Annotated in this window: 21 protein-coding genes; 8 read left to right on the top strand and 13 right to left on the bottom strand. The window is 73.5% G+C overall.

Annotation, left to right across the window (positions count from 1 at the left end):
• Nucleotides 1-58 precede the first annotated feature (58 nt).
• The 3 genes from BIV28_RS13685 to glpX form a co-directional block, all read right to left on the bottom strand.
• A complete protein-coding gene (locus tag BIV28_RS13685; RefSeq protein WP_076262691.1) occupies nucleotides 59-1,789 on the bottom strand; it encodes a substrate-binding and VWA domain-containing protein in 1,731 nt (576 codons plus the stop codon).
• A 127-nt stretch (nucleotides 1,790-1,916) separates the two neighbouring features.
• Complete coding sequence (locus BIV28_RS13680; RefSeq protein ID WP_076262724.1) at nucleotides 1,917-2,843, bottom strand: carbohydrate kinase family protein; 927 nt, start codon at nucleotides 2,841-2,843, stop codon at nucleotides 1,917-1,919.
• Between the two features lie 10 nt (nucleotides 2,844-2,853).
• Complete coding sequence (glpX, locus tag BIV28_RS13675) at nucleotides 2,854-3,846, bottom strand: class II fructose-bisphosphatase (RefSeq protein WP_076262689.1); 993 nt, start codon at nucleotides 3,844-3,846, stop codon at nucleotides 2,854-2,856.
• Nucleotides 3,847-3,940: 94 nt separating this feature from the next.
• On the opposite strand from glpX, the gene BIV28_RS13670 reads away from it, so the two are divergent.
• Nucleotides 3,941-4,561 (top strand): DUF4245 domain-containing protein, encoded by a 621-nt coding sequence (locus BIV28_RS13670; protein WP_076262688.1) that lies wholly within the window; start codon nucleotides 3,941-3,943, stop codon nucleotides 4,559-4,561.
• A 99-nt stretch (nucleotides 4,562-4,660) separates the two neighbouring features.
• Here the strand turns inward: BIV28_RS13670 and BIV28_RS13665 are convergent, their stop codons facing one another.
• Together BIV28_RS13665 and xseA are read right to left on the bottom strand one after the other, a co-directional pair.
• The gene (locus BIV28_RS13665; RefSeq protein WP_076262722.1) at nucleotides 4,661-4,957 is read right to left on the bottom strand and encodes an exodeoxyribonuclease VII small subunit; all 297 of its coding nucleotides are present in this window, start codon (nucleotides 4,955-4,957) and stop codon (nucleotides 4,661-4,663) included.
• 10 nt (nucleotides 4,958-4,967) lie between these two features.
• On the bottom strand, nucleotides 4,968-6,485 hold the full coding sequence (gene xseA / locus BIV28_RS13660; protein ID WP_083707338.1) for an exodeoxyribonuclease VII large subunit: 1,518 nt from the start codon (nucleotides 6,483-6,485) through the stop codon (nucleotides 4,968-4,970).
• A 101-nt stretch (nucleotides 6,486-6,586) separates the two neighbouring features.
• Between xseA and BIV28_RS13655 the strand changes: the two genes are divergently transcribed.
• A complete protein-coding gene (locus BIV28_RS13655) occupies nucleotides 6,587-7,663 on the top strand; it encodes a 4-hydroxy-3-methylbut-2-enyl diphosphate reductase (protein ID WP_076262686.1) in 1,077 nt (358 codons plus the stop codon).
• Between the two features lie 53 nt (nucleotides 7,664-7,716).
• Here BIV28_RS13655 and BIV28_RS13650 read toward each other — a convergent pair whose 3' ends face one another.
• The 3 genes from BIV28_RS13650 to BIV28_RS13640 form a co-directional block, all read right to left on the bottom strand.
• Nucleotides 7,717-9,429, bottom strand: a complete 1,713-nt coding sequence (locus tag BIV28_RS13650) for a substrate-binding domain-containing protein (RefSeq protein WP_076262685.1) — start codon at nucleotides 9,427-9,429, stop codon at nucleotides 7,717-7,719.
• Between the two features lie 139 nt (nucleotides 9,430-9,568).
• Nucleotides 9,569-10,888 (bottom strand): DNA recombination protein RmuC, encoded by a 1,320-nt coding sequence (locus tag BIV28_RS13645; protein ID WP_083707337.1) that lies wholly within the window; start codon nucleotides 10,886-10,888, stop codon nucleotides 9,569-9,571.
• A 48-nt stretch (nucleotides 10,889-10,936) separates the two neighbouring features.
• Complete coding sequence (locus tag BIV28_RS13640; RefSeq protein WP_083707336.1) at nucleotides 10,937-11,662, bottom strand: M15 family metallopeptidase; 726 nt, start codon at nucleotides 11,660-11,662, stop codon at nucleotides 10,937-10,939.
• Between the two features lie 165 nt (nucleotides 11,663-11,827).
• On the opposite strand from BIV28_RS13640, the gene BIV28_RS13635 reads away from it, so the two are divergent.
• The 3 genes from BIV28_RS13635 (at nucleotide 11,828) to ychF (ending at nucleotide 14,427) form a co-directional block, all read left to right on the top strand.
• Nucleotides 11,828-12,676, top strand: coding sequence for a thioesterase family protein (locus BIV28_RS13635; protein WP_076262683.1), 849 nt, complete (start codon nucleotides 11,828-11,830; stop codon nucleotides 12,674-12,676).
• 10 nt (nucleotides 12,677-12,686) lie between these two features.
• A complete protein-coding gene (locus BIV28_RS13630) occupies nucleotides 12,687-13,238 on the top strand; it encodes a histidine phosphatase family protein (protein WP_076262682.1) in 552 nt (183 codons plus the stop codon).
• A 103-nt stretch (nucleotides 13,239-13,341) separates the two neighbouring features.
• A complete protein-coding gene (gene ychF / locus BIV28_RS13625) occupies nucleotides 13,342-14,427 on the top strand; it encodes a redox-regulated ATPase YchF (protein ID WP_076262680.1) in 1,086 nt (361 codons plus the stop codon).
• Between the two features lie 7 nt (nucleotides 14,428-14,434).
• Here ychF and BIV28_RS13620 read toward each other — a convergent pair whose 3' ends face one another.
• On the bottom strand, nucleotides 14,435-15,088 hold the full coding sequence (locus BIV28_RS13620) for an SGNH/GDSL hydrolase family protein (RefSeq protein ID WP_076262678.1): 654 nt from the start codon (nucleotides 15,086-15,088) through the stop codon (nucleotides 14,435-14,437).
• Between the two features lie 256 nt (nucleotides 15,089-15,344).
• Nucleotides 15,345-16,103 carry a VOC family protein gene (locus BIV28_RS13615; protein WP_076262676.1) on the bottom strand — a complete coding sequence of 253 codons (759 nt, stop codon included), beginning with the start codon at nucleotides 16,101-16,103 and terminating at the stop codon, nucleotides 15,345-15,347.
• 98 nt (nucleotides 16,104-16,201) lie between these two features.
• Between BIV28_RS13615 and arsC the strand changes: the two genes are divergently transcribed.
• Entirely contained in the window at nucleotides 16,202-16,561 is a 360-nt protein-coding gene (gene arsC, locus BIV28_RS13610) for an arsenate reductase (glutaredoxin) (protein WP_076262675.1), read from the top strand.
• A 165-nt stretch (nucleotides 16,562-16,726) separates the two neighbouring features.
• On the opposite strand, the gene BIV28_RS13605 is transcribed toward arsC, so the two are convergent.
• The 3 genes from BIV28_RS13605 to BIV28_RS13595 form a co-directional block, all read right to left on the bottom strand.
• Complete coding sequence (locus BIV28_RS13605; RefSeq protein WP_242653013.1) at nucleotides 16,727-17,704, bottom strand: alpha/beta fold hydrolase; 978 nt, start codon at nucleotides 17,702-17,704, stop codon at nucleotides 16,727-16,729.
• A 322-nt stretch (nucleotides 17,705-18,026) separates the two neighbouring features.
• Nucleotides 18,027-18,854: a cache domain-containing protein gene (locus tag BIV28_RS13600; RefSeq protein WP_083707334.1), complete on the bottom strand. Its 828-nt coding sequence runs from the start codon at nucleotides 18,852-18,854 to the stop codon at nucleotides 18,027-18,029.
• Nucleotides 18,851-19,627 carry a FadR/GntR family transcriptional regulator gene (locus BIV28_RS13595; RefSeq protein WP_076262673.1) on the bottom strand — a complete coding sequence of 259 codons (777 nt, stop codon included), beginning with the start codon at nucleotides 19,625-19,627 and terminating at the stop codon, nucleotides 18,851-18,853. The genes BIV28_RS13600 and BIV28_RS13595 overlap by 4 nt, the downstream gene beginning before the upstream one ends.
• Nucleotides 19,628-19,726: 99 nt before the next feature.
• On the opposite strand from BIV28_RS13595, the gene BIV28_RS13590 reads away from it, so the two are divergent.
• Together BIV28_RS13590 and BIV28_RS13585 are read left to right on the top strand one after the other, a co-directional pair.
• Complete coding sequence (locus tag BIV28_RS13590) at nucleotides 19,727-20,881, top strand: ABC transporter ATP-binding protein (protein WP_076262672.1); 1,155 nt, start codon at nucleotides 19,727-19,729, stop codon at nucleotides 20,879-20,881.
• Between the two features lie 11 nt (nucleotides 20,882-20,892).
• The gene (locus BIV28_RS13585; RefSeq protein ID WP_242653011.1) at nucleotides 20,893-22,107 is read left to right on the top strand and encodes an ABC transporter substrate-binding protein; all 1,215 of its coding nucleotides are present in this window, start codon (nucleotides 20,893-20,895) and stop codon (nucleotides 22,105-22,107) included.
• The last annotated feature ends 77 nt before the right edge of the window (nucleotides 22,108-22,184 follow it).

The following is a 22,184-nucleotide window of genomic DNA, read 5'->3' as shown; positions in this document are numbered from 1 at the left end:
CCGACGAGGGCCCCCACCGCGCCGGCGGTGGGGGCCCTCGTCGGTGCTGCGGTGGCGCTCAGACGCAGCGCCCGTTCTTGCAGTCGTGGTCGAACAGCGCCCGCGCGAGCACGGTCGTCATGTCGGCCGGCGTCGGCGCCGAGTAGAAGTCCGAGTAGGTCATCTTCGAGATCTCGCCCATCGACTTGGCGTCGACGTCGGGGCCGATGCCGATGGTCGTGATGGCGATCGGCTTGTTCGGGTCGCTCGCGCCCCGCAGGTTGGCCTTGAGCTGGTCGAGCGTGATGCCGTTCGGGTCGTCGTTGCGTCCGTCGGTGAGGATGACGACGGCGTTGACGCGCTCGGGGTCGTACTGCGCCTTGGCCTTCTGGTAGGCGGCCCAGATCGTGTCGTAGAGGCCCGTGCCCCCGCCGACGTTCTTCGACAGCGTGGTGACCGCGGTGGCGACCTGGGCGCGGTGGCTGTCGTCGTCGAGGCGGCCGATCGGGGCCAGCTCGCGCCAGTCCTGGCCCTTGCCGCCCTTGTCGATGGAGAAGACCCAGAGGCCGAGCTTGGTCGTCTTCGGCAGGGCCGACAGGGCGATGCCGGCGGCCTCCTGCGTGATGGCGACGCGCGTGCTGTTGCCGACCTTGTCGTTCATCGAGCCGGACACGTCGAACACCGACAGGAGCGAGAAGTCGGTCGTGGCCGACTGCCACGTGTCGGTGACGGCCGCCACCGTGGCGGCATCGGGCGTCGGGCCGATCTTGACGTCACCGACGCTGCCGGTGGGCGTGGGCATCGTCACCGGCACCGAGCTCGAGCGGATGCCGTATTGCGCGAGGATCTTGGCGGCGTCCGGGGTCATGAGGTAGGTGCGGAGCATCTCCACGGCCTGGGCCTTGACGGGGTCGGTGGCCACGTTGATGAGCGAGAACTCGAACGCGGGCGTGCCCTCGCTCGGCGTCACCGACACCATGCGGTGGTCGGGATAGAGCCGGTTGTGGTCGATGAGGTCGGCCTCGGCGACGGGGAACGACGCGGCGTCCTCGGGCTTGGCGTTGTACGTCGAGAAGAGCTCGTCGATCGAGGAGGCCGCGCCCTTGGCGAGCTTGGGGATGACGACCCGACCCTGCTCGGTGCTCAGCTGCGGCAGAGCCGAGGCGAGCGTCAGCATGCCGGCGGTCGTCGAGCGCGGGTCGCTCATCCGGATGGGGGAGTCGGAGCCGACGAGCTCGAGCCACTTCGGCTGGCCGTCGAGCGCCTTGGCGCGCTCCGGGTCCATGGCGATGACGAGCGGGCTCTTGGCGAAGGGCTTGGCGACCTTGGCGTTGATCTTGGCGGACGCGTTGACGCGCTCGACCCAGCGCTCGGAGTCGGGGATCCACCCGTCGGGGCGGTTCGGCTGGCCCTGGCCGAGACCGATCATCGCCTCGATCGGCGTCTTGCCGCGCACGACGAAGTCGACGCACGGCGAGTCAGGGTCGGCCTGGTACTCCTTGGCGAGGGCGAGGACGGCCGGCTGCGCCGCCTCGGACACCCACAGCGAGACCGGCGTCCGCTCCGGGCACGACTTGCCCGGGGTCCCGGTCAGCGCGGCGACGGGCGCCTGGTCGCGACCCTGCCACCACATGAAACCGCCGGCTCCGGCGCCGGCGACCACGAGGACGAGGGCGAGCACGGCGGCGATCCGCCGGGTGCGGCGGCTGCGGGCCAGCTTCGCCTCGAGCGCCTTGCGGGCGGCACGGCCCTCGAGCAGGCTCTGCTCGTACGGGCCGACGGGGCGACGTGGAGGGGTCGGGTTGGACACGGGGTTTCCTCACATGAGGACGCCCCGGTGCCGGGGCGTCGGGGGTGAACCACCGAGCAACGGTACCGGGCGGCTCGCGCAGAATGGTGCCTGAACCACCCTGCGTTTGTCGAATGCCCGAAATGTCCTACCGCAGCGTGGATCTCGTCGGTGCGAACGCTCCGGCCCGCTGCACGGTGAGGGCCCCGGTCAGCAGGGCCCGCTCGACGGAGGGCACGACGTCGGCGAGCGTCGCCCTGTGCAGCCGCTCGCGCGCCGCGACGCCGCCCAGCAGGCCCGCGTCGAGCAGCCCCGACACGAGGCCGGCCATGAAGGAGTCGCCCGCGCCGACGGTGTCGACGACGGGGACGCTCGGCGCCGGGAGCGAGGCCTGCTCACCGGTGGCGCTGACCCGCACGAGGGCGCCCTCGCCGCCGCGCGTCACGACGACGACGGCCGGCCCGAGCCCGGCCCAGCCGCGCACGACGTCGTCGAGGGACTCGCCGGGGCACAGCCACTCGACGTCCTCGTCGGAGAGCTTGACGACGTCGGCCAGGGCGATGGCGGTCTCGATGACCCGGCGCGCGTCGGCCGGGGCGCCCATGAGCGTCGGTCGGGCGTTGGGGTCGTAGGAGACCGTGGCACCCGCGGCGCGGGCGGCCTCGAGCACGGCACGCACCTCGGTGCCGCCCGGCTCCAGGACCGCGGCGATGCTGCCGGTGTGCACGTGGCCGTAGGCCGGCAGGTTCGGCACCGGGGCGAGGCGCCACTCGAGGTCGAAGACGTAGGTGGCCGCGCCCGACGCGTCGAGCGTCGCGTGCGCGAGCGAGGTGGCGGCGGCGTCACGCGACCCCTCGGTCAGGGTGACGCCGCGCTCGGCGCAGTGCGCGGCGATCCGCTCGCCGCGGGCGTCGCGTCCGATCCACGTGGCCAGGTCGACCGGGTGCTCGAGGGCGGCCAGGCCGAAGGCGACGTTGGCGGGGCTGCCGCCGACGTGCTCGGCGGTGGCGCCGTCCGCGGTCGTCACCGCGTCGACGAGGGCCTCGCCGACGACCAGCGTGCGGGTGTCGGACACGCGGGCCACCTCAGGCGTCGACCATGTCGGCGCTGCCGAACCAGCCGGGCCGGTCGAAGCGGTGCTCGCTGTCGATGGTGCGGATCGTGCCGCTGCGCGAGCGCATGACGAGGGAGTTGGTCCGGGCCGACTTGGCGCCGTAGCGGACTCCGCGCAGCAGCTCGCCGTCGGTGATGCCGGTGGCCACGAAGAAGCACTCGCCGACGACGAGGTCGTCGGTGGACAGCACGCGGTCGAGGTCGTGGCCGGCGTCGAGGGCCTTCTGGCGCTCGTCGTCGTCCTTGGGCCACAGCTTGCCCTGGATGACGCCGCCGGTGCACTTGATCGCGCAGGCGGCGATGATGCCCTCCGGCGTGCCGCCGATGCCGAGGAGCAGGTCGACGCCGGTGCCGGGTCGCGCTGCCATGACGGCGCCGGCGACGTCGCCGTCGACGATGTAGCGGATGCGGGCGCCGGTGTCGCGGATCTGCTGGGCCAGGCCCTCGTGACGCGGCCGGTCGAGCATGACCACGGTGACGTCGGCGGGAGTCTCCTTCTTGGCCTTGGCGATCCGGCGGATGTTCTCGGCGACGGGAAGGCGGATGTCGACGACGTCGGCGGCCTCGGGACCGGTGGCCAGCTTGTCCATGTAGAAGACGGCCGACGGGTCGTACATCGCGCCGCGGTTGGCCACGGCCATGACGGCGACCGCGTTGTTCATGCCCTTGGCGGTGAGGGTCGTGCCGTCGATGGGGTCGACCGCGACGTCGACCTCGGGTCCGGTGCCGTCGCCGACCTGCTCGCCGTTGAAGAGCATCGGGGCGTTGTCCTTCTCGCCCTCGCCGATGACGACGACGCCGCGCATGCTGACCGTCGAGATCATGGCGCGCATCGCCTCGACGGCCGCGCCGTCGGCCTTGTTCTTCTCACCGCGGCCGACCCATCGGCCACCGGCCATGGCGGCGGCCTCGGTGACCCTCACCAGCTCGAGGGCGAGGTTGCGATCGGGCTGGCTGTGCTTCATCGGGTCCTCCGTCGGCGCAGAACGAGTCCGCGCCAGCCTAGCGGGGGCCGGACCCGCGTTTGGACGGCGTCCGCGAGTCGGGGACGATGGGATCATGAGCACCACCTCCACCCCCTCGCCGACCGACCTGCCGGGTCAGCAGCCGGTGGAGGAGCCCGCGGCCCCGCGCAGCCGCTACTCGATGGGCACGCTGCCCAACATGCTGCGCTCGATGCTCGTCATCGGGCTGTTCGTCCTCGCGCTCGTGGCCATCGTGCCGCGCACCGACCACGTCGACCGGCCGGCCGTCGACGCCCTCGACAAGGCCCGCCAGGTGGCGGCCCAGGCCAAGATGGCCGTCGAGCTGCCGCAGGGCCTCGGGTCCGGGTGGGTGCCGACCGTCGCCTCGTACGCGCCCGGCACCGAGAAGGTCCGCACCTTCACCACCGTGTGGACCACCCCCGCGGGCGCCGACATCAGCCTCAAGCAGGCCGTCAACCCGACCGCCGGCTGGCTGACCCGGTCGGTCAACGACGGCGACGCGGCGGGCACGGTCCAGGTGTCGGGCCGCAGCTTCGAGCGGTTCACCGCCTCGGACGCCGGCCAGGTGGCCTACGTCGTGCGCGGCACCGGCAGCTCGACGCCGACGATCGTGGCTTCGGGCAACGCGTCGGAGGACGAGCTCAAGGCGTTCGTCGCGGCGATGCGCCCGGTGCAGCCGGCCGCGACCCCCTGACGCGGACGCGTCCTCTCCCGTCGAGGTCGGGCGGCGTGTGCGCCCGGTGGGGTCCTGACCCCACCTGATGCACCCGCGCCGGCGGGCCTGCCGAGTGGATCAGGACTCGTCGTCGAAGACGGCGTCGTCGGCGTGCAGCGGGCTGCCCTGGCCGGCGGTCGGGGCCTCGCCGCCGCGGGTGGCCCGCTCGATCTCGGCCTGCGCGCCGTCGAGCCACGTGGCGCAGTGCGCGGCCAGGGCCTCGCCCCGGCGCCACAGGTGCATCGAGTCCTCGAGCGGCGCCTGGCCGGCCTCGAGCCGCGCCACGATCCCGACGAGCTCCTCGCGGGCGTCCTCGTAGCGCATCCCCGGGATGTCGGGGAAGTCGGTGCTGTCGGTGGGGGACGCGTCGGCCATGGCGGCCACCCTACGGCGTCGGACCGACGCCGCCGTCGGGGTCCGGTGCCGGTGTCGCCGACTTCTTCGCCGTCTTCGTCGCCGTCCTGGCGGCAGCCGTCTTCGTCGCCGTCTTGGCGGCAGCCGTCTTCGTCGCGATGGCCTTCTTCGCGGTGGACTTCGCGGTTGCCTTCTTCGCCGGTGCCTTCTTCGCGGTGGCCTTCGTCGCGGCCGTCGCAGGGTCGGCCGCCGTGGCGCCGGCACTGGTGGTCCGCCTCGCCGTCGTGCGCGGCGCCGAGGCGCGGGCGTCCTCGGTGCCGGTGCTGACCGGCCGGACGCCGAAGTCGCCGCGGGCGACCCGCACGCGCAGCAGCTCGCCGACGCCGACGTCGTCGCGGTCCATGACGACCCGGCCGTCGCGGTGCTGCACGACGGCGTAGCCGCGCTCGAGCGTCGACTGCGGGGAGAGCGCGACGACCTGCCGACGCAGGTGCTCGGCCTCGTCGGCCGCCCGGTGCAGGCGCGCCTCCAGACGCGTCGCGGCCCGCTCCCGCAGGGACGTGAGCTCGACGCGTCGCTGGCGCACGAGAGCGACCGGGTCGGCCATGACGGGGCGGGAGACGAGCGCCCGCAGCCCCGAGCGCTCGTGCTCGAGGCGTCGGGCCAGGGCCCGGCGCAGGCGCTCGCGGCCGGTTTCGACGGTGCCGCGCTCGTGGGCGGCGTCGGGCACGACCCGCTTGCCCGCGTCGGTGGGGGTGGAGGCCCGCCAGTCGGCGACGAGGTCGAGCAGCGGCTGGTCGACCTCGTGGCCGATCGCGCTGATGACCGGCGTGCGCGCCTCGGCCACGGCACGGACCATCGCCTCGTTGGAGAACGGGAGCAGCTCCTCGAGCGCGCCGCCGCCACGGGCCACGACGATGACGTCGACGTGGGGGTGTGCGTCGAGCTCGCGCAGCGCCGCGACGACCTCGGTGACGGCGTTGGTGCCCTGCACGGCCACCTCGCGCAGCTCGAACCGCACTGCGGGCCAACGGCGCCGGGCGTTCTCGACGACGTCGCGCTCGGCCGCCGAGCCGCGGCCGGTGATGAGCCCGACGCGGTGCGGCAGGAAGGGGATCGGTCGCTTGCGGTCGGCGTCGAAGAGGCCCTCGGCGGCGAGCGTGCGCTTGAGGATCTCGACCCGGGCGAGGAGGTCGCCGATGCCGACGGGGCGGATCTGCCGCGCGTCGAGCTGGAGGGTGCCCCGCTTGGTCCAGAACGTCGGTTTCGCCTGAAGCACGACGCGCGCACCCTGGGCCAGCGGCACCGCCATGGCGTTGACGGCGTTCATCGGCACCGACACCGACAGCGACATGTCGACGTCGGGGTCGCGGAGCGTCAGGTACGCCGTGCCGCCGCGCGGGTTGAACTGCACGACCTGGCCCTCGACCCAGAGCTGGCTCATCCGGTCGACGTAGTCGCTGATCTTGAGGCTGAGCACGCGGACCGGCCAGGGCTGCTCGGCGGTCGTGTCGGCCGCCTTGTCCGGCAGCGGGTTCGGCAGGCTCACGCCGCAACGATAGGGCGTGGGGGCGACAGGCCCGGGCCCGCCGCTCCGGGGCCGGCCTCACGCGTTCGGGTCGGGCGCGGCCCGGCCCGTACGATGGGAGCATGAGCGCCACCCCCGAGACGCCCGCCCCGACCACCGGCACCGACACGCCCGACGCCGCCACGGCGTCGACGAAGAAGGTCCTGCTCGCCGCGCCCCGCGGCTACTGCGCCGGCGTCGACCGGGCCGTCGTCACGGTCGAGAAGGCCCTCGAGCTCTACGGCCCGCCGGTCTACGTGCGCAAGCAGATCGTGCACAACAAGCACGTCGTCACGACCCTCGAGAAGCGCGGCGCGATCTTCGTCGACGAGACCGACGAGGTGCCCGAGGGCGCCACCGTCATCTTCTCGGCCCACGGGGTCGCCCCGGTCGTGCACGAGGAGGCGAAGGCCCGCAGCCTCAAGACGATCGACGCCACGTGCCCGCTGGTGACGAAGGTGCACCGCGAGGCGGTCCGGTTCGCGAGCGACGAATTCGACATCCTGCTCATCGGCCACGAGGGCCACGAGGAGGTCGTCGGCACGAGCGGCGAGGCGCCGGAGCACATCACCCTGGTCGACGGCCCCGACGACGTCGACAACGTCACCGTCCGCGACCCCGAGAAGGTCGTGTGGCTCTCCCAGACCACGCTGTCGGTCGACGAGACGATGGAGACCGTCAAACGCCTCAAGGAGAAGTTCCCCGCGCTGCAGAGCCCGCCCTCGGACGACATCTGCTACGCCACCCAGAACCGCCAGCTGGCCGTCAAGCAGATGGCCAAGGACACCGACCTCATGATCGTCGTCGGCTCGCGCAACTCCTCGAACTCGGTGCGTCTCGTCGAGGTCGCCCTCGAGCACGGCGCCCGCGCGGGGCACCTCGTCGACTACGCCGACGAGATCCAGCCGGAGTGGCTCGACGGCGTGAGCACGGTCGGGGTCACCTCCGGGGCGAGCGTGCCCGAGGTGCTCGTCCGCGACGTGCTCTCGTGGCTCGCCGATCGCGGCTACGGCGAGGTCGAGGCCGTCATCGCGGCCGAGGAGTCGCTGCTCTTCTCGCTGCCCAACGAGCTGCGCCGCGACCTCAAGGCCCGCAAGGGCGAGGACGCCGGCACCGTGCGACACGACGCCGCGTTCGAGGACGCCGGCTCGCTGCACTGACGCGCCGTCCGGCCGACCACCCGCCCGGCCACCGGCCCGGCGCCCCGGCCCGGTCAGCCGCCGAGCGCGGACGTCAGGGCCGGCTGGAGGTCATCGAGGCTGTTCGTCGCGACGTACTGGCCGCCGGTGACGGCCACGACCTGCTTGAGCGCGTTCGCGTCCGACCTGCCGCCGATGTCGACGACGACGAGCCGCACCGGCCGGGCCGGGTCCTTGGCCGCCGCGAGCTGCTGCTTGAGCAGGGGCAGGTCGAGGCCGAAGTCGTCCTCGTTCGGGCCGCCGGTGACGAGCACGACGGAGTTGGTGTAGCCCGGGCGCCAGTACCCCTTGGCTTGCACGTACGTGGCGGCGATCGTGTCGTAGAGGCCGCGGCCGCCGCCGACGGCGGAGCCGAGGCCGGCCACCGACTTGTCGAACGCCGCGAGGCGTTTGCCCTCGCCGAGGCTGCCGTAGCCGACGAGGGGCTTGTAGTCGTCGGCCTTGTCGCCCACGTGCAGCGAGTAGACCCACAGCGAGGCGATCGTCGTCGGCGACGCCGCGGCCGTGGCGCGCACCGTGGCGCGCTGCACGGTGCCGAGGCGGGTGGCGCCGCTCTCGGTGCGGTCGAGCATCGAGCCGGACACGTCGACGGCGAGCAGCGCCTGGGTCTTCGGGGCGGACGCGTTCCAGAGCGTCGCTGCCTTGGCCACCGACGCGTCGGCCGGGGCCGAGCCGACCGTGATGGTCCCGCGCAGGGCCGCCGGCTCCTTGGGGTCGTCACCGCCGGGAGTGCGGAACCCGCTGTCGCGCAGGATCTTCCGCGCCTCCTCCGTGTGGAGGTAGGCGCCGAGCGCGTTGACGAGACGGGTCGTGGCGGCGTCGCCCGACAGCGACGCGATGGAGTACTCGGCCGCGCCGGTGCCCTCCGACGGCGCGACGGCCGTCAGTGGTGCGTCGGTGTGCGCGGCGTTCCACGTCGTCAGCTGGGCCTCGGTGGTCACGGCGCCGGCCGGGCTCTTGCCGTCGAGGCCGTCCAGCGACACCGAGCCCGTCCCCGCCCGGGCCGCCTGCGACACGACGGAGCGCAGCGCCGTGTCGGGCATCGAGGCCGCAGCCGCGCCGAGCGCGAGCCGCCCGACGGTCGAGCGGTTGGGGTCGGGGACGTGCACCGGCGTCTTGCCGCCGAGCACCGCACCCCACGTCAGGTCCTCGCCGAGGGACTCCGCCGCGCCGTCCGGCATCGCGACGACGACGGCGCTGGTCGCGAACGGCCGGTCGGCGCTGGCCTGGACCCCGGAGATCGAGGCGGCGCGCCCGAACCACACGCTCGAGTCGGTGATCCAGGCGTCCGGGCGGCCGGCGCCGATGAGCGACCCGGCGACGGCGAAGGGCTCGGCCGGTTCGAAGGTGTAGGCGGCGCAGGGGCTGTCCGAGTGCTTGCTCAGGGCCTGCGCGGCCGCCGCCACGGCGGGGGCGACGGCGGGTGCGACCGCGACCTTCACCTTGGCCGGGTCGGCGCACGAGGTGGGGCGGGCGGCCACACCCGGCACGGCGGTGGGCACGTCGCGGCGGTTGAGGAACACCCAGGCGCCGACGGCGACCCCCGCCACCAGGACGATGGCGAGCAGCGCACCGAGCACCTGGTGGCGCCGTCGCCGGCGCACGCGGTCGCGGTGGGCCGCCTCGGCCCGCCCTCGCCCCTCGATGAGGCTCTGCTCGTACGGGCCGACGCGGCGGCCGCTGCCTGCTGCTCGGTCCTCGGGTCCCGGCCCCCCGTTGCCGGTCACTGTGCGCTCACTCCCACGCGCCGTATTGTCCGTGGCGCCCGCGTGGGAGTCCACTACCGCCCGATACCGGACATTTCGCCCAGGCGCATCTCGAACCGGCGGTCGAGGGGGTGGGGACGCCCCCGGCGGGGGCCGTGCCTCAGGCGGTGTCGGCGCGTCGCACGGCCGCGGCGTCGCCCTCGTGGCGCAGGAACGCGTCGTCGCGCTCGGCCCGGGAGCGGGTGCCCAGCGGGTCGGTGGGGTCCTCGACGTCTTCCGTGTCGTCGACGTCGTCCGCGTCGTCGGCGACGTCGGCGCCGGCGTGGCGGTCGAGGGTGCCGTGGTGGTCGGCGGGCTCGCTGGACCCGGTCAGCTCGGCCGCGCTGAGGGAGCGTGGTGCGGCTTCGAGCGGTGCGAGCTCGGTGGGTCGCTCGGTGGCCAGGTGCAGCTCGTGCATGCGCCGGGCGGTGACGAGCACCCGCGACTCGAGCGTGCCGACGAACTTGTTGTACTGCTCGACCGACCGGGCCAGTGACTGGCCCATGCCGGTGACGTGGCCGCCGAGGGTGGCGAGCCGGGCGTAGAGGTCCTGGCCCAGGGCGAGCAGCTCGCGGGCGTTCTGCTCGAGGGCGTCCTGCTGCCAGATCGCACCGACGGTGCGCAGCACGGCGTAGAGGGTGCCGGGGGAGGCGAGCACGACCCTGCGCGTCAGGGCGTGCTCGTAGAGGCCGGGGTCGTCGGCGAGGGCCGTGGCGAGGATGGCCTCGCCGGGCACGAAGCAGATGACGACCTCGGGGGAGCGGGTGAACGCGGTCCAGTACGCCTTGGCCGCGAGGCTCTCGACGTGCCGGCGCAGGGCGGTGGCGTGGGCGGCGAGCAGCTCGCCCCGCTCGAGGTCGGAGACGGTGTCGCCGTGGGCCTGGAGGAAGTGCGCCATCGGGGCCTTGCTGTCGACGACGACGTGCCGGCCGCCGGGCAGGTTGACGACGGCGTCGGGACGCACCGTGGCCCCGTGCCGGCTGACGCGGGTGACCTGCTCGTCGAAGTCGCACCGGGCGAGCAGCCCCGACACCTCGAGGACTCGCCTCAGCTGCACCTCGCCCCACGCCCCGCGGACGGTCGAGGCGTTGAGGGCGCTGGCGAGCGTCGCGGTCTCCGAGCGCAGCGACTCGGTGGACCGGCTCACCTCGGTGAGGCGCTCGCCGAGCTGGCCGAACTGCTGGACGCGGTCGCGCTCGAGGACGCCGACGTGCCGCTCGACGCGCCCGATGGTCTCGCGCAGGGGAGCGAGAACCGCTGCGGTGGCGTCGTCCTCGGCCCGGGAGGCCTCGAGGTCCTCGACGCGTTCGCGCAGGACGTCGCGCGCCGCCTCGGCCGCCGCGGTGCGCGACACGAGGGCGGACCGGACCGCGAGCCAGGCGAGCAGCGCCCCGGCGGCGAGGCCGAGCACGAGGCCGGTGAGCAGCGACGAGGTCTCCATGGCCCCACCGTCCCAGAGAGGTCCGACAGGGCCGTGGAGCCCACGCGCTCAGCCGAGCTCGAAGTGCTGGTAGTCCTTGTAGGACCAGTAGCCGCCCCAGACGCCACCGCGGGAGACCACCTGCTTCGTGATCGTCGAGGAGCCCCAGATCATCCCGGGGTCGCGCAGGTTGCGGTTGATCCAGCGGGTGCCGTTCGGCGGGTACCAGACGCCGTTGGCCGCCTTGTACGGGTTGTGCATCGTGTTGACGTCGATGGCGGTGCCGTAGGAGTGCGGCGACATCCGCGAGCTGTTGCCGGTGACGCGCCGGCAGTTGAACGCCGAGGTGTTGTCGGCCTTCATCATCTCCGTGTCGCTGCCGTACCACTTGTTCGGGTTGTCCATCCGGCGGATCTTGAAGCCGGCGAGGTAGGCGGCCCGGAAGATCGCGGCCGTCTGGCCGACCTTGTCCCAGCGCACGATGAGCATGCCGCGGCGCACCACGCCGTCGTAGCCGCGGAAGTTCATCTCGACGACGCGCAGCCGGCTCGGTCCGACCGGGCACCCCGACCGCCACGTGTAGCGCACGTCGGCGGCCGTCACCGGGCGTGCGGTGGCGCGGATCGGGTCGGTGCCGGCGGCGACGGCGGACGCCGCCAGCGACGCGGGGGCGGAGGCCGGTGGTGCGGCTCGCTCAGGGGTGGAACCGGAGGCGGCTGGGGCCGTCGTCGTCAGCGCCAGGGTCGTGAGGGCCGCGGCGGCGAGGCCGCCACCGCGCAGGAGGGATCGGGCCATGGGTCGTCCTTCGGGTCGGTCGGGTGGGTGACCTGCGTCCGTGCGGAGAGGGGCGAGTGGGCCGGAGACCGTGCGGACGCCCGTTTCATACCCTTTGTCCCGCTGTGGTCCACGGCACGTGCGGTGCTGACCGGCGCCGTCCGGACGGTCTGCTAGACAGACGGCGTGAGCGAGTACGACGACGCGATCCGTCTGGCGCCCGGCTCCGGTGCCGACCAGCGGACCGGCACCTTCCACGCGGACTGGATGATCGGCAACGCCGTCAACGGCGGCCTGGTCATGGCCGCGGCCCTGACGGCCCTCGGCGAGCACCTGGCCGCCGACCCCGCCGAGGCCACCCGGCACGTCGACCCCGTCGTGCTGTCCGCCTACTTCATGACCGCCTCGCAGCCGGGGCCGTTCACCGCCACCACCGAGGTGATGCGGTGCGGTCGGGCCCTGTCGACCGGCCAGGTCAGCATCGCCCAGCCGTCGGCCGAGGGCGAGGCCGTCGAGCGGATGCGCGCCATCGCCTCCTTCGGCAACCTCGACGACGTCGAGGTGCAGCGCCAGTCCGACCCGCCTGACATGCCCCCGCCCGAGCAGTGCGTCGGTGCCGACCAGGCGCCCCCGGACTTCCTCGCGCACGCGCGCTTCCTCGAGCGGCTCGACCTGCGCCTCGACCCGGCCACGGCCGGCTGGGCCATGGGCCGCCCGTCGATGCAGGGCGTCATGCGCGGGTGGCTGCGGCTGCGCGATGGGCGTGAGCCCGACACGACGCTGCTGCTGCTGGCCCTCGACGCCCTGCCCCCGGTCGCGTTCGACCTCGGCCTCTTCGGCTGGACGCCGACGCTGGAGTTCACCGGCCACGTGCGCCGCCGCCCGGCGCCGGGCTGGCTGCGCGTCGCGCTCTCGAGCGAGAACCTCGGCGGCGGGATGATGGAGGAGGACGCGCGGATCTGGGACTCCACCGGCGCCCTCGTCGCCCAGTCGCGCCAGCTGTGCGGCGTCCGGCCGGCGCCCGCCGGCGGCTGACGGCAGCGCCATGGGCGTCCACGTCGTCTACGAGACCCACGCGACCACCGAGGACAACGAGAACGGCATCGCCACGGGCTGGCTGCCCGGGCGCCTGTCGGAGGCCGGGCGGCTGCAGGCGGCGGAGCTCGGGCAGCGTCGCCGCGGCACCGGCGTCGCCGCGGTCTACGCGTCCGACCTCGCGCGCGCCGTCGAGACCGCACGGATCGCCTTCGGCGACAGCGACATCCCGGTGCACCTCGACGCCCGCCTGCGCGAGTGCGACTACGGGCGCCTCAACGGGGCGCCGGTCACCGACGTGGCCGCGCAGCGGCGGCGGTGCATCGACGAGCCGTTCCCCGGGGGCCAGAGCTACCGCGACGTCGTCGACAGCACCCGCTCGTTCCTCGCCGACCTCACCGGCGACCACGACGGGCAGACGGTCGTCCTCGTGTCGCACTCGGCCAACCGCTGGGCCCTGCAGCACCTGCTCGACGGCACGCCCCTCGAGGACCTCGTCGACGCCCCGTTCGACTGGCGGCCGGGCTGGGACTTCACCCTGCCCGTGGCGCCCGACGCCTGACGCGTCGGCACCCGCGTCGGCACCCGCGTCGGCACCCTCGGCGGGTCCGCGCACCCCGTGCGTGGTCGGCCCCACCGCCCACCCGCACTAGACTCCTGTCCTCGTGGCACTCACCATCGGAATCGTCGGTCTCCCCAACGTCGGCAAGTCGACGCTCTTCAACGCGCTGACCAAGAACAACGTGCTCGCCGCGAACTACCCGTTCGCGACGATCGAGCCGAACGTCGGCGTCGTGCCGCTGCCCGACAGCCGCCTCGGCGCCCTCGCCGAGATCTTCTCCTCGGAGAAGGTCCTCCCGGCCACGGTGAGCTTCGTCGACATCGCCGGCATCGTCCGCGGCGCGAGCGAGGGGGAGGGGCTCGGCAACAAGTTCCTCGCCAACATCCGCGAGGCCGACGCCATCTGCCAGGTGGTCCGTGCGTTCGAGGACGGCGACGTCGTCCACGTCGACGGCAAGGTCAGCCCGGCCAGCGACATCGAGACGATCCACACCGAGCTGATCCTCGCCGACCTGCAGACCCTCGAGAAGGCCGTGCCCCGCCTCGAGAAGGAGGCGCGGATCAACAAGGACAAGAAGGCCGCCCTCGAGCTGGCCCAGGCCGCGCAGAAGGTTCTCGAGGAGGGCCACACCCTCTACGCCAAGGGCCCGGCCGCCGGCGTCGACCTCGCCGAGGCCAAGCAGCTCGGCCTGCTGACGACCAAGCCCTTCATCTACGTCTTCAACCTCGACGAGGACCAGCTCGCCGACGCCGACCTGCACGCGCAGCTGCGCGAGCTCGCCGCGCCCGCCGACGCCGTCTTCCTCAACGCCAAGCTCGAGATGGACCTCATGGAGATGGAGCCCGACGAGGCCCTCGAGATGCTCCAGAGCTTCGGCGCCGAGGAGTCGGGCCTCGACCAGCTGGCCCGCACCGGCTTCCACACCCTCGGCCTGCAGACCTACCTGACGGCCGGGCCCAAGGAGTCGCGCGCCTGGACCATCGGCAAGGGCTGGACCGCCCCGATGGCCGCCGGCGTCATCCACACCGACTTCCAGCGCGGCTTCATCAAGGCCGAGATCGTCGGGTTCGACGACCTCGTCGAGGCCGGCTCGATGAACGCCGCCAAGGCCGCCGGCAAGGTCCGCATGGAGGGCAAGGAGTACGTCATGCAGGACGGCGACGTCGTGGAGTTCCGCTTCAACGTCTGAGGTACGCCTAGGTGCGGAGTGCCTCGTCGATCTGGGCCACCGTCGCCGCGGCGATCTGCTCGTGCCCGGCCGCGTTGGGGTGGTCCCCGTCCGGGGCCAGGTAGTGGGTCTCGTCGTAGGCGTGGTCCGGGCCCTTGAAGGCGGTGCGCAGGTCGACGTACTCCGATGACGTCGCGGACGCCGTGGACCTGATGACCGAGTTGACCTGGTCGGTGACCTCGGCGGCGGCGGCCACGTAGGCCTCGCCCTGCGCAGTGGCGTACTGACCGCCGAGCCAGACGCTCCAGTAGTCGAGCAGCACGACGAGGACCGGGTGCCCGCTCGCCAGCTCGCGGACGCGGGCCACGATGGCGCCGAGGTTCCGCTCGACCACCGGGACGGTCGGCTGGTAGCACGCGACCGAGGCGCCGCACGAGGACGAGTAACCCACGTCGTTGGCGCCGACCTCCACCTCGACCACGTCGGCGCTGCGGACGCGGTCGATGACCGAGGTGTCGTTCCGCAGCTGGGTGAGGACGTCGTCGGTGGTGAAGCCCCCGACCGCGTCGTTCGCCACCGTGACCGTTCGGTCGGGAGGCGAGGACAGGTCGTCCCCCGTGAGCTGGGGGTAGGGCGTGCAGTCGCACCCGTTGCCGGCAGGCACGGAGTCGCCGAGGGCCACGATCGACCACCGGCGCGGTGTGGTCGCGCCGGACGTGGTCGTGCCGGGCCCGTGCGCGGTGGGGGACGTGGACGAGGCCTCCGGTGTGCTCGCCGATGGCGCCGAGCATCCCGCGGCGAGACACCCTGCGAGAGCCAGTCCCACGACCTGGTGGGTCCGCCGACGTGCGCCCACGCGGTGAGTGTAGGCCCGCCGTCTCACTCGACGCTGGGGCCGGCGCCGCCGCCGGACGCGTCATTCCGGCGGCGCGATGTCCTCACGTGCGGGAGGGCAGGACGCAGACCTCGTTGCCGTCGGGGTCGAGCAGGGCCACGGCCCCGGGATCGTGCGCCGACGCGTCGCTTCGCGTGGCGCCGAGCGCGACGAGCCGCTCGACGACCGCCTGCTGGTCGGCGCCTGCGGCCGGAACGAGGTCGAGGTGCCAGCGGTTCGGCCCGACCTTCTCCTGGAAGGGCGGCCCGCCCCACGTGACCTTCGGGCCGCCGTGCGGGGAGCGGATCGCCGTCTCCTCGTCCTGGTCCCAGACGAGCGGCCAGCCCAGGGCCTCGCTCCAGAAGAGGCCGAGGGCCCGGGTGCCGTCGCTGGAGAGGGCGCCGATGAACGGGCAGTCGGCGAGGAACCGGTTGCCCGGCTCGATGACGCAGAACTCGTTGTCCTCCGGGTCGGCGAGCACGACGTGGCCCTCGTCGCCACGCTGCCCGACGTCGTAGTGCCGGCCGCCGAGCCCGAGCGCCCGGGCGACCGTGGCCTCCTGCGCCTCGGCCGAGGCGCTCGTCAGGTCGAAGTGGATCTGGTTGCGGCGCGTCTTCGGCTCGTCGGTGGGCAGGAAGCGCAGCCGGAACCCCGTGTCGTCGGTCGGCAGCAGCGCGACCCCGGCGCGCGCGTCGGTGTCGTCGGCGAGGGGCCAGCCGAGCAGGCCCTGCCAGAAGCCGGCCAGCCGGGCCGGGTCGGTCGCCGCGATGCAGAGCGCGAACAGCTCGGGCCGTGCCACGGGCGTCCGGTCGGAGGTCTCCATCGAGGCAGCGTAGGCAGGCGGCCGGGCGGTCGGCACGCGGATTTCGCAGCGCCCACGGGCCTGCCGGGGCGGCGGCCCCGGTGGCTAGGGTTCGGGTCATGAGCGACGACGTGACGATCCTGCACAACAACCGCTGCTCGACCTCGCGGTCGGCCATGGACCGCCTCGCCGAGGCCCACGTACAGGCCGAGGTCGTCGACTACCTGCGTCACCCGCTCGACGCCGCGGCCCTGGGGGACCTCCTCGACAAGCTCGAGGACGCCCCGACCGACCTCGTGCGCCGCGACGCGCACTTCGCCGAGCTCGGCCTGTCCGAGGCCGACGTCGCCACCCGCGAGCAGGTCGTCGACGTGCTCGTGCGGCACCCGCGGCTGCTCCAGCGCCCGGTCGTCGTCAAGGGCGACCGCGCCATCATCGGCCGGCCCAAGGAGCGCGTCGCGGCCTTCCTCGCCGAGTGACCGGCGACCCCGCCGACGTTTGTCGGCCGAGGGTGTAACGCAACCGCACCCTGCGCCGATGGAACGACTGAAAGAGGCGCCTCCCGGACCCCCGAGCGGGAGGCGCCTCTTCGCGCGTCCGGCAGCTGTGGTGACCGATCGACCCTCCTGGCCGGCTCTGCCGTGTCAGCCCGCCTGCTGCTCGTCGAGCCCGGAGGCCTCGGAGGGCCCCGGCGCCTCGGGCGTGCCCGTGCGGCCACCCGACGCGTCCGCCGCGGCGCCGCCGGTGCGGCCCGACGCGTCGGTGCCCGCAGCCCGCCCGGGCTCGCGCATGAACGTGCGCAGCGCGTCGGCGAAGCGCTCCGGCTGGTCCAGGTGCGGGAAGTGTCCGGCGCCCTCGAACAGCTCGATGCGGCAGCCGGGGATGGCGTCGCGGGCCAGGGCCGCGTGCGCCGGCGGGATGATGAAGTCGCGGGTGCCCCACACGACGAGCACGGGCAGCCCGACGAGGTCGGGCAGGTAGTCGGTGGCGCTGACGCGCTGGCCGCCGGGGTCCATGACGGCGCGTGTCGTGGCGAGGAAGGCCCGCCGGCTGTCGGCGTCGCCGAGGGAGGTGAAGCCCTCCCAGGCGGCCCGCACGTCGTGGCTCGCGCGCCAGCCGGCGAGCGAGAGCACCCGGCCGACCGCGGCCGCTCCGCCCCGGACCCACGGCGAGGCGATGACCGGCAGCACCCACTCGGCGCCGGGCAGCGTGGCCGAGCGCAGGACCGGGTTGACCTGCCGGCCGAGGCCGCCGCTGCCGACGAGGACGAGCCGGTCGACGCGGTCCGGGAACAGGTAGCAGAACTCGAGCGCGATCCCGCCGCCGAGCGAGTGCCCGACGATCGTCACCCGGTCGATGCCGAGTCGGTCGATGAGGTCGCGCAGGGTGGCCGCGTGCGCCGCGACGGAGTAGTCGCCGATGTGCTTGGCCGACGCGCCGTGGCCGAAGAGGTCGGGCACGACGACGCGGAAGGAGTCGGCGAGGGTGTCGACGAGGTGGCCCCAGTACCGGTGCGATCCGAGGAGGCCGTGGACGAACAGGATCGTCTCGCCGGACCCGACGTCGACGTAGGAGAGCGCGTGCCCGTGCAGGGTCACCGTCATCGGCTCGGACGTGCTCACGTCGGTCTCCTCCGGCGGCGCTCGCTGCGCCACCTCCCCGTCCTACTCAGAGTAGGTCGGGCGCGAGCGCGACGCGGGTGCTTTGAGTCCGGCCTCACAGCACCGGTGCGCAGGCCCTGACAGGGTCTGCTCGGGCGTCACCCGTGTGACGCGTGGGGCCGGCGGGTCCGGTGGGGCGTTCCCGGCCGGCGGCGCCGAACAACCCGGCCCCGGCGTGTAACGCCGCACGGCACGACCGCGATGGTGGGGGTGAACGAGGCGCCACTCGAACCCCCGAGCGAGTGGCGCCTCGTCATGCGTCCCGGCCCGGACGGAGGCCCGGTCAGTCGGCGCTGAGCACGAGGAACGGCAGCCCCGGGCAGCGCAGGGCCGTCCACCCGCCGGGCCCGGCGACGTCGGCGCCCTCCGGGTCCAGCCACGCCTCGAGCGGCAGGTTGCGCACGAGGTCGCCCGTGACCCACGCCGCGTCCGACGAGGTGACGACGCGTCCCGCCGCGTTGACGAGCAGGCAGGTGCCCTCGACGTCGTCGAGGACGTCGAGCAGCTGCTCCTCGAACCAGGCGACGAGGACGTCGGCGCCGACGACGCCGGCGAAGCGGCCCTCGAGCAGCAGCGGCTGGGTGAAGGTCAGCGTGTACTGGTCGGTGCAGAGGTAGTCGACGTAGGGTCCGGTCACGTGGCGCTCGCCGGTCGCGAGCGGCTTTGCGTACCAAGGGAGCTCGGTGTAGTCGCGGAAGCCGACGGCCCGCGGGTCGGTCTCGGCGGCGAGCTTGGTCACGACCGGTCCACCCGACACCTGCTCGGCGGTCCACCACTCCAGCCAGTACGGGGCGTCGGCCAGGACGCCGGGAGCGAACACCGCGCCCGCGCCGGCCACGGGGGTGCCGGGCTCGGTGAGGAACCGGTGGCACCACGCCTCGAGGTGCAGGTCGGCCCGTCTCGGCGCGACCCCGGCACCGCACTGTCGCGCGGTCAGGGCGCCGAGGTCGTCGAGGCGGCCGAAGAGGTCGGCGCCGAAGCGCGAGACCCAGGCGGCGACGTCGGCGGCGGTCAGCGGTGACGAGACGCCTGCCGTGGCAGCGGGGCCGTGGTCGCTGCGGTCGTCGTCGCCGGCGGCTCCCGCCGGGTGGGTCGGCGCGGTCGTGCTCATCGCGGCCTCCTCGTGCGCATGCGGCGGTGCAGGGCCTTGACCGCCTCGAACAGCTCCGTCACATGATCCTCCGCCTCGCGTCGCGCCGCGTCCGGATCGCCGGACGCGACCGCCGCGACGATGGCCTCGTGCCGGTGCGCCGACCGCTCCTCACGCTCGGAGAGCCCCGCGGCGCTCGCCTCGACGTCGGCCAGCCACAGGACCGGTCCGATCTCGCGCTGCAGCGCCATCTCCTCCCGGGTCAGCCGGGCCGACTGGGCCGCCGCCGCAAGCTCGAGGTGGAAGGTGCCCTCGTGCCTGGCCTCCTCGCTCGGGTCGTCGTGGCCGGGGCGGTGTGCCGCCAGACGCGTCAGGCGGGCGAGGTCGTCGGGGTCGGCGCGCCGGGCGGCGAGCACGGCGCAGTGGCCGCTGATCGCGCCGTAGTGGTCGGCGAGGTCGCGCAGCTCGCCGAGCCCGGTGTGCGAGAGGCGGGCCAGCAGCGCGGCCCGGCCGCCGTCCTGGGGCGCCTTGACGAAGGACCCGCCGCCGCGCCCGCGCCGGGTGACGATGAGGTCGTCCTCGCGCAGGGTCCCGAGGGCCTCGCGGACGGTGACGGTCGCGACGCCGAAGCGCTCGGCAAGGTCGCTCTCGGGCGGCAGCATGCTCCCGTCGGGCAGCAGCCCGAGGGCGATCGCTTCGCCGAGCCGGCGTCGGACGGCGTCGGCGCGGCCCTCCGCGGGCAGCGGCGCGAAGACCGCCGCGTAGGGGCCGAGCGGCAGGGACCGGTCCGCCATGCGACATCCTCCTAACGGTTTGGTCATACCGGTTGCGGCTAAACATATGGAGCCATAGGTTTTCGCACCAGACACCACACCCTAGATCGAGGGAGTGCCATGCAGGCCCCCACCGGCTCGACGCCCGCCATCCGTCTGACGCGGCTGCGCAAGGAGTTCACGGGCACCCCGCCCGTCGTCGCCGTCGACGACATCGACCTCGAGATCGCCCAGGGCGAGTTCTTCTCGATGCTCGGCCCGTCCGGGTCGGGCAAGACGACCGTGCTGCGCATGATCGCCGGCTTCGAGGAGCCGACCTCCGGCACCGTCGAGCTCGCCGGCGCCGACGTGACCCGTCGCCAGCCCTACGACCGCGACGTCAACACGGTGTTCCAGGACTACGCGCTCTTCCCGCACATGAGCGTGGCCGAGAACGTCGAGTACGGCCTCGTCGTCAAGAAGGTGGCCCGCGCCGAGCGGCGCACCCGCGTCGCGGAGGCGCTCGAGCAGGTCCGCCTCGGCGACCACGGCGCCCGTCGTCCGGCGCAGCTCTCCGGCGGCCAGCGCCAGCGCGTCGCGCTCGCCCGCGCCCTCGTCAACCGGCCCAAGGTGCTCCTGCTCGACGAGCCGCTCGGGGCCCTCGACCTCAAGCTGCGCGAGCAGATGCAGGTCGAGCTCAAGGCGATCCAGCGCGACGTCGGCATCACGTTCCTCTTCGTCACCCACGACCAGGAGGAGGCGCTGACGCTCTCGGACCGCGTCGCGGTCTTCAACGCGGGTCGGATCGAGCAGGTCGGCACGGCCCACGAGGTGTACGAGAGCCCGAGCACGGCGTTCGTCGCGGGCTTCGTCGGCACGTCCAACCTGCTGACGGGGGAGGCGGCCCGGGCCGTCATCCGCCGCGACGGCTCGTTCGCGATCCGCCCGGAGAAGCTCGTCGTCGTGCCCGAGGCGGGCGTCGCGCACCCCGACGGTCACCCCGACGGTCACTCCGACGGCCACCACGACGGCCACCCCGAGGCCGCCGGCACCCTCGAGGAGGTCGTCTACGGCGGGCCGGTCACCCGGTACGTCGTGGCCCTTGACGCCGGGGGACGCCTCACCGCCCTCGAGCAGAACAGCGGGGCCCGCGCCCCCTCGGCGCCGCGGCGAGGGGACCGCGTCACGCTCCGGTGGGACCCCGCGCACGTCATCGACGTGCCCAGCACCCCGGCGGCCGCGCCCGCGGCCGCCACCTCCGGCCCCACGCGGACCGGACCGAGCAGGAACTCATGAAGGAGAACGGCGTGCGTACGTCACACAAGTCGCTCACCGGCGTCGTCGCGGCCGTGGCCGCGCTCGCCCTCGCGGGATGCGGCTCGACCGCCGGCGGCGGCAGCGGCAGCAGCGGGGCACCGGGCGGCATGCAGGTCCCGGCGCTCAAGGCGCTCGACAAGCTGGGTGCCCCGGAGGGCGAGGTCAACGTCCTCGCCTGGCCCGGCTACGTCGAGGACGGCAGCAACGACCCCAAGGTCGACTGGGTCAGCGACTTCGAGAAGTCGTCGGGCTGCAACGTCAACATCAAGACCTTCGGCACCTCCGACGAGGCCGTGCAGCTGATGCGCACCGGCCAGTACGACGTCGTGTCGGCCTCGGGCGATGCCACCCTGCGCCTCATCGCGGCAGGCGACGTCGAGCCGGTCAACACCTCGCTCATCACCAACTACCCCGACATCTTCGACGCCCTGAAGATGAAGCCGTGGAACTCCGTCAACGGGGTCGCCTACGGCATCCCGCACGGACGCGGGGCCAACCTGCTGATGTACCGCACCGACCTCGTCAAGCCGGCCCCCGACTCGTGGTCGGCCGTCTTCGACCAGGCCGGGGCGCAGAAGGGCAAGGTCACCGCCTACGACTCGCCGATCTACATCGCCGACGCCGCGCTCTACCTCATGGCGACCAAGCCGGAGCTCAAGATCAAGGACCCCTACGCCCTCGACGAGACCCAGCTGGCCGCCGCGGTCGACCTGCTCAAGGCCCAGAAGGCGAACGTCGGGGAGTACTGGAGCGACTACCTCAAGGAGGTCCAGGCCTTCAAGAGCGGCACGTCGACCGTCGGCACGACGTGGCAGGTCATCGCCAACGTCGCCCAGGGCGAGAAGGCGCCGGTCGAGGCGATCCTGCCCAAGGAGGGCGCGACGGGCTGGTCCGACACGTGGATGGTGGGGGCCAAGTCGCAGCACAAGACGTGCGCGTACAAGCTCATCGACCACCTCGTCTCGCCGAAGGTCAACGCCCAGATCGCCGAGTACTTCGGGGAGGCCCCGGGCAACAAGAAGGCCTGCGCCGAGACGGTCGACAAGAACCACTGCACGACCTTCCACGCCGCGGACGAGTCGTACTTCAGCAAGGTCCACTACTGGACCACGCCGATCACCACGTGCCTCGACGGTCGCACCGACGTCAAGTGCACCGACTACGCGACGTGGACCAAGGCCTGGACCGAGATCCGCAACAGCTGACCCGCACGTCCCGAGCACCGCACCACCCGGGCCGCCCACCAGCGGCCCACCCACCACCCGCGCCCGAGGAGGCGACG

The organism is Intrasporangium flavum, from assembly GCF_001956915.1.
GTDB lineage: Bacteria > Actinomycetota > Actinomycetes > Actinomycetales > Dermatophilaceae > Monashia > Monashia flava.
This window is presented reverse-complemented; position numbering and strand designations above follow the sequence as displayed.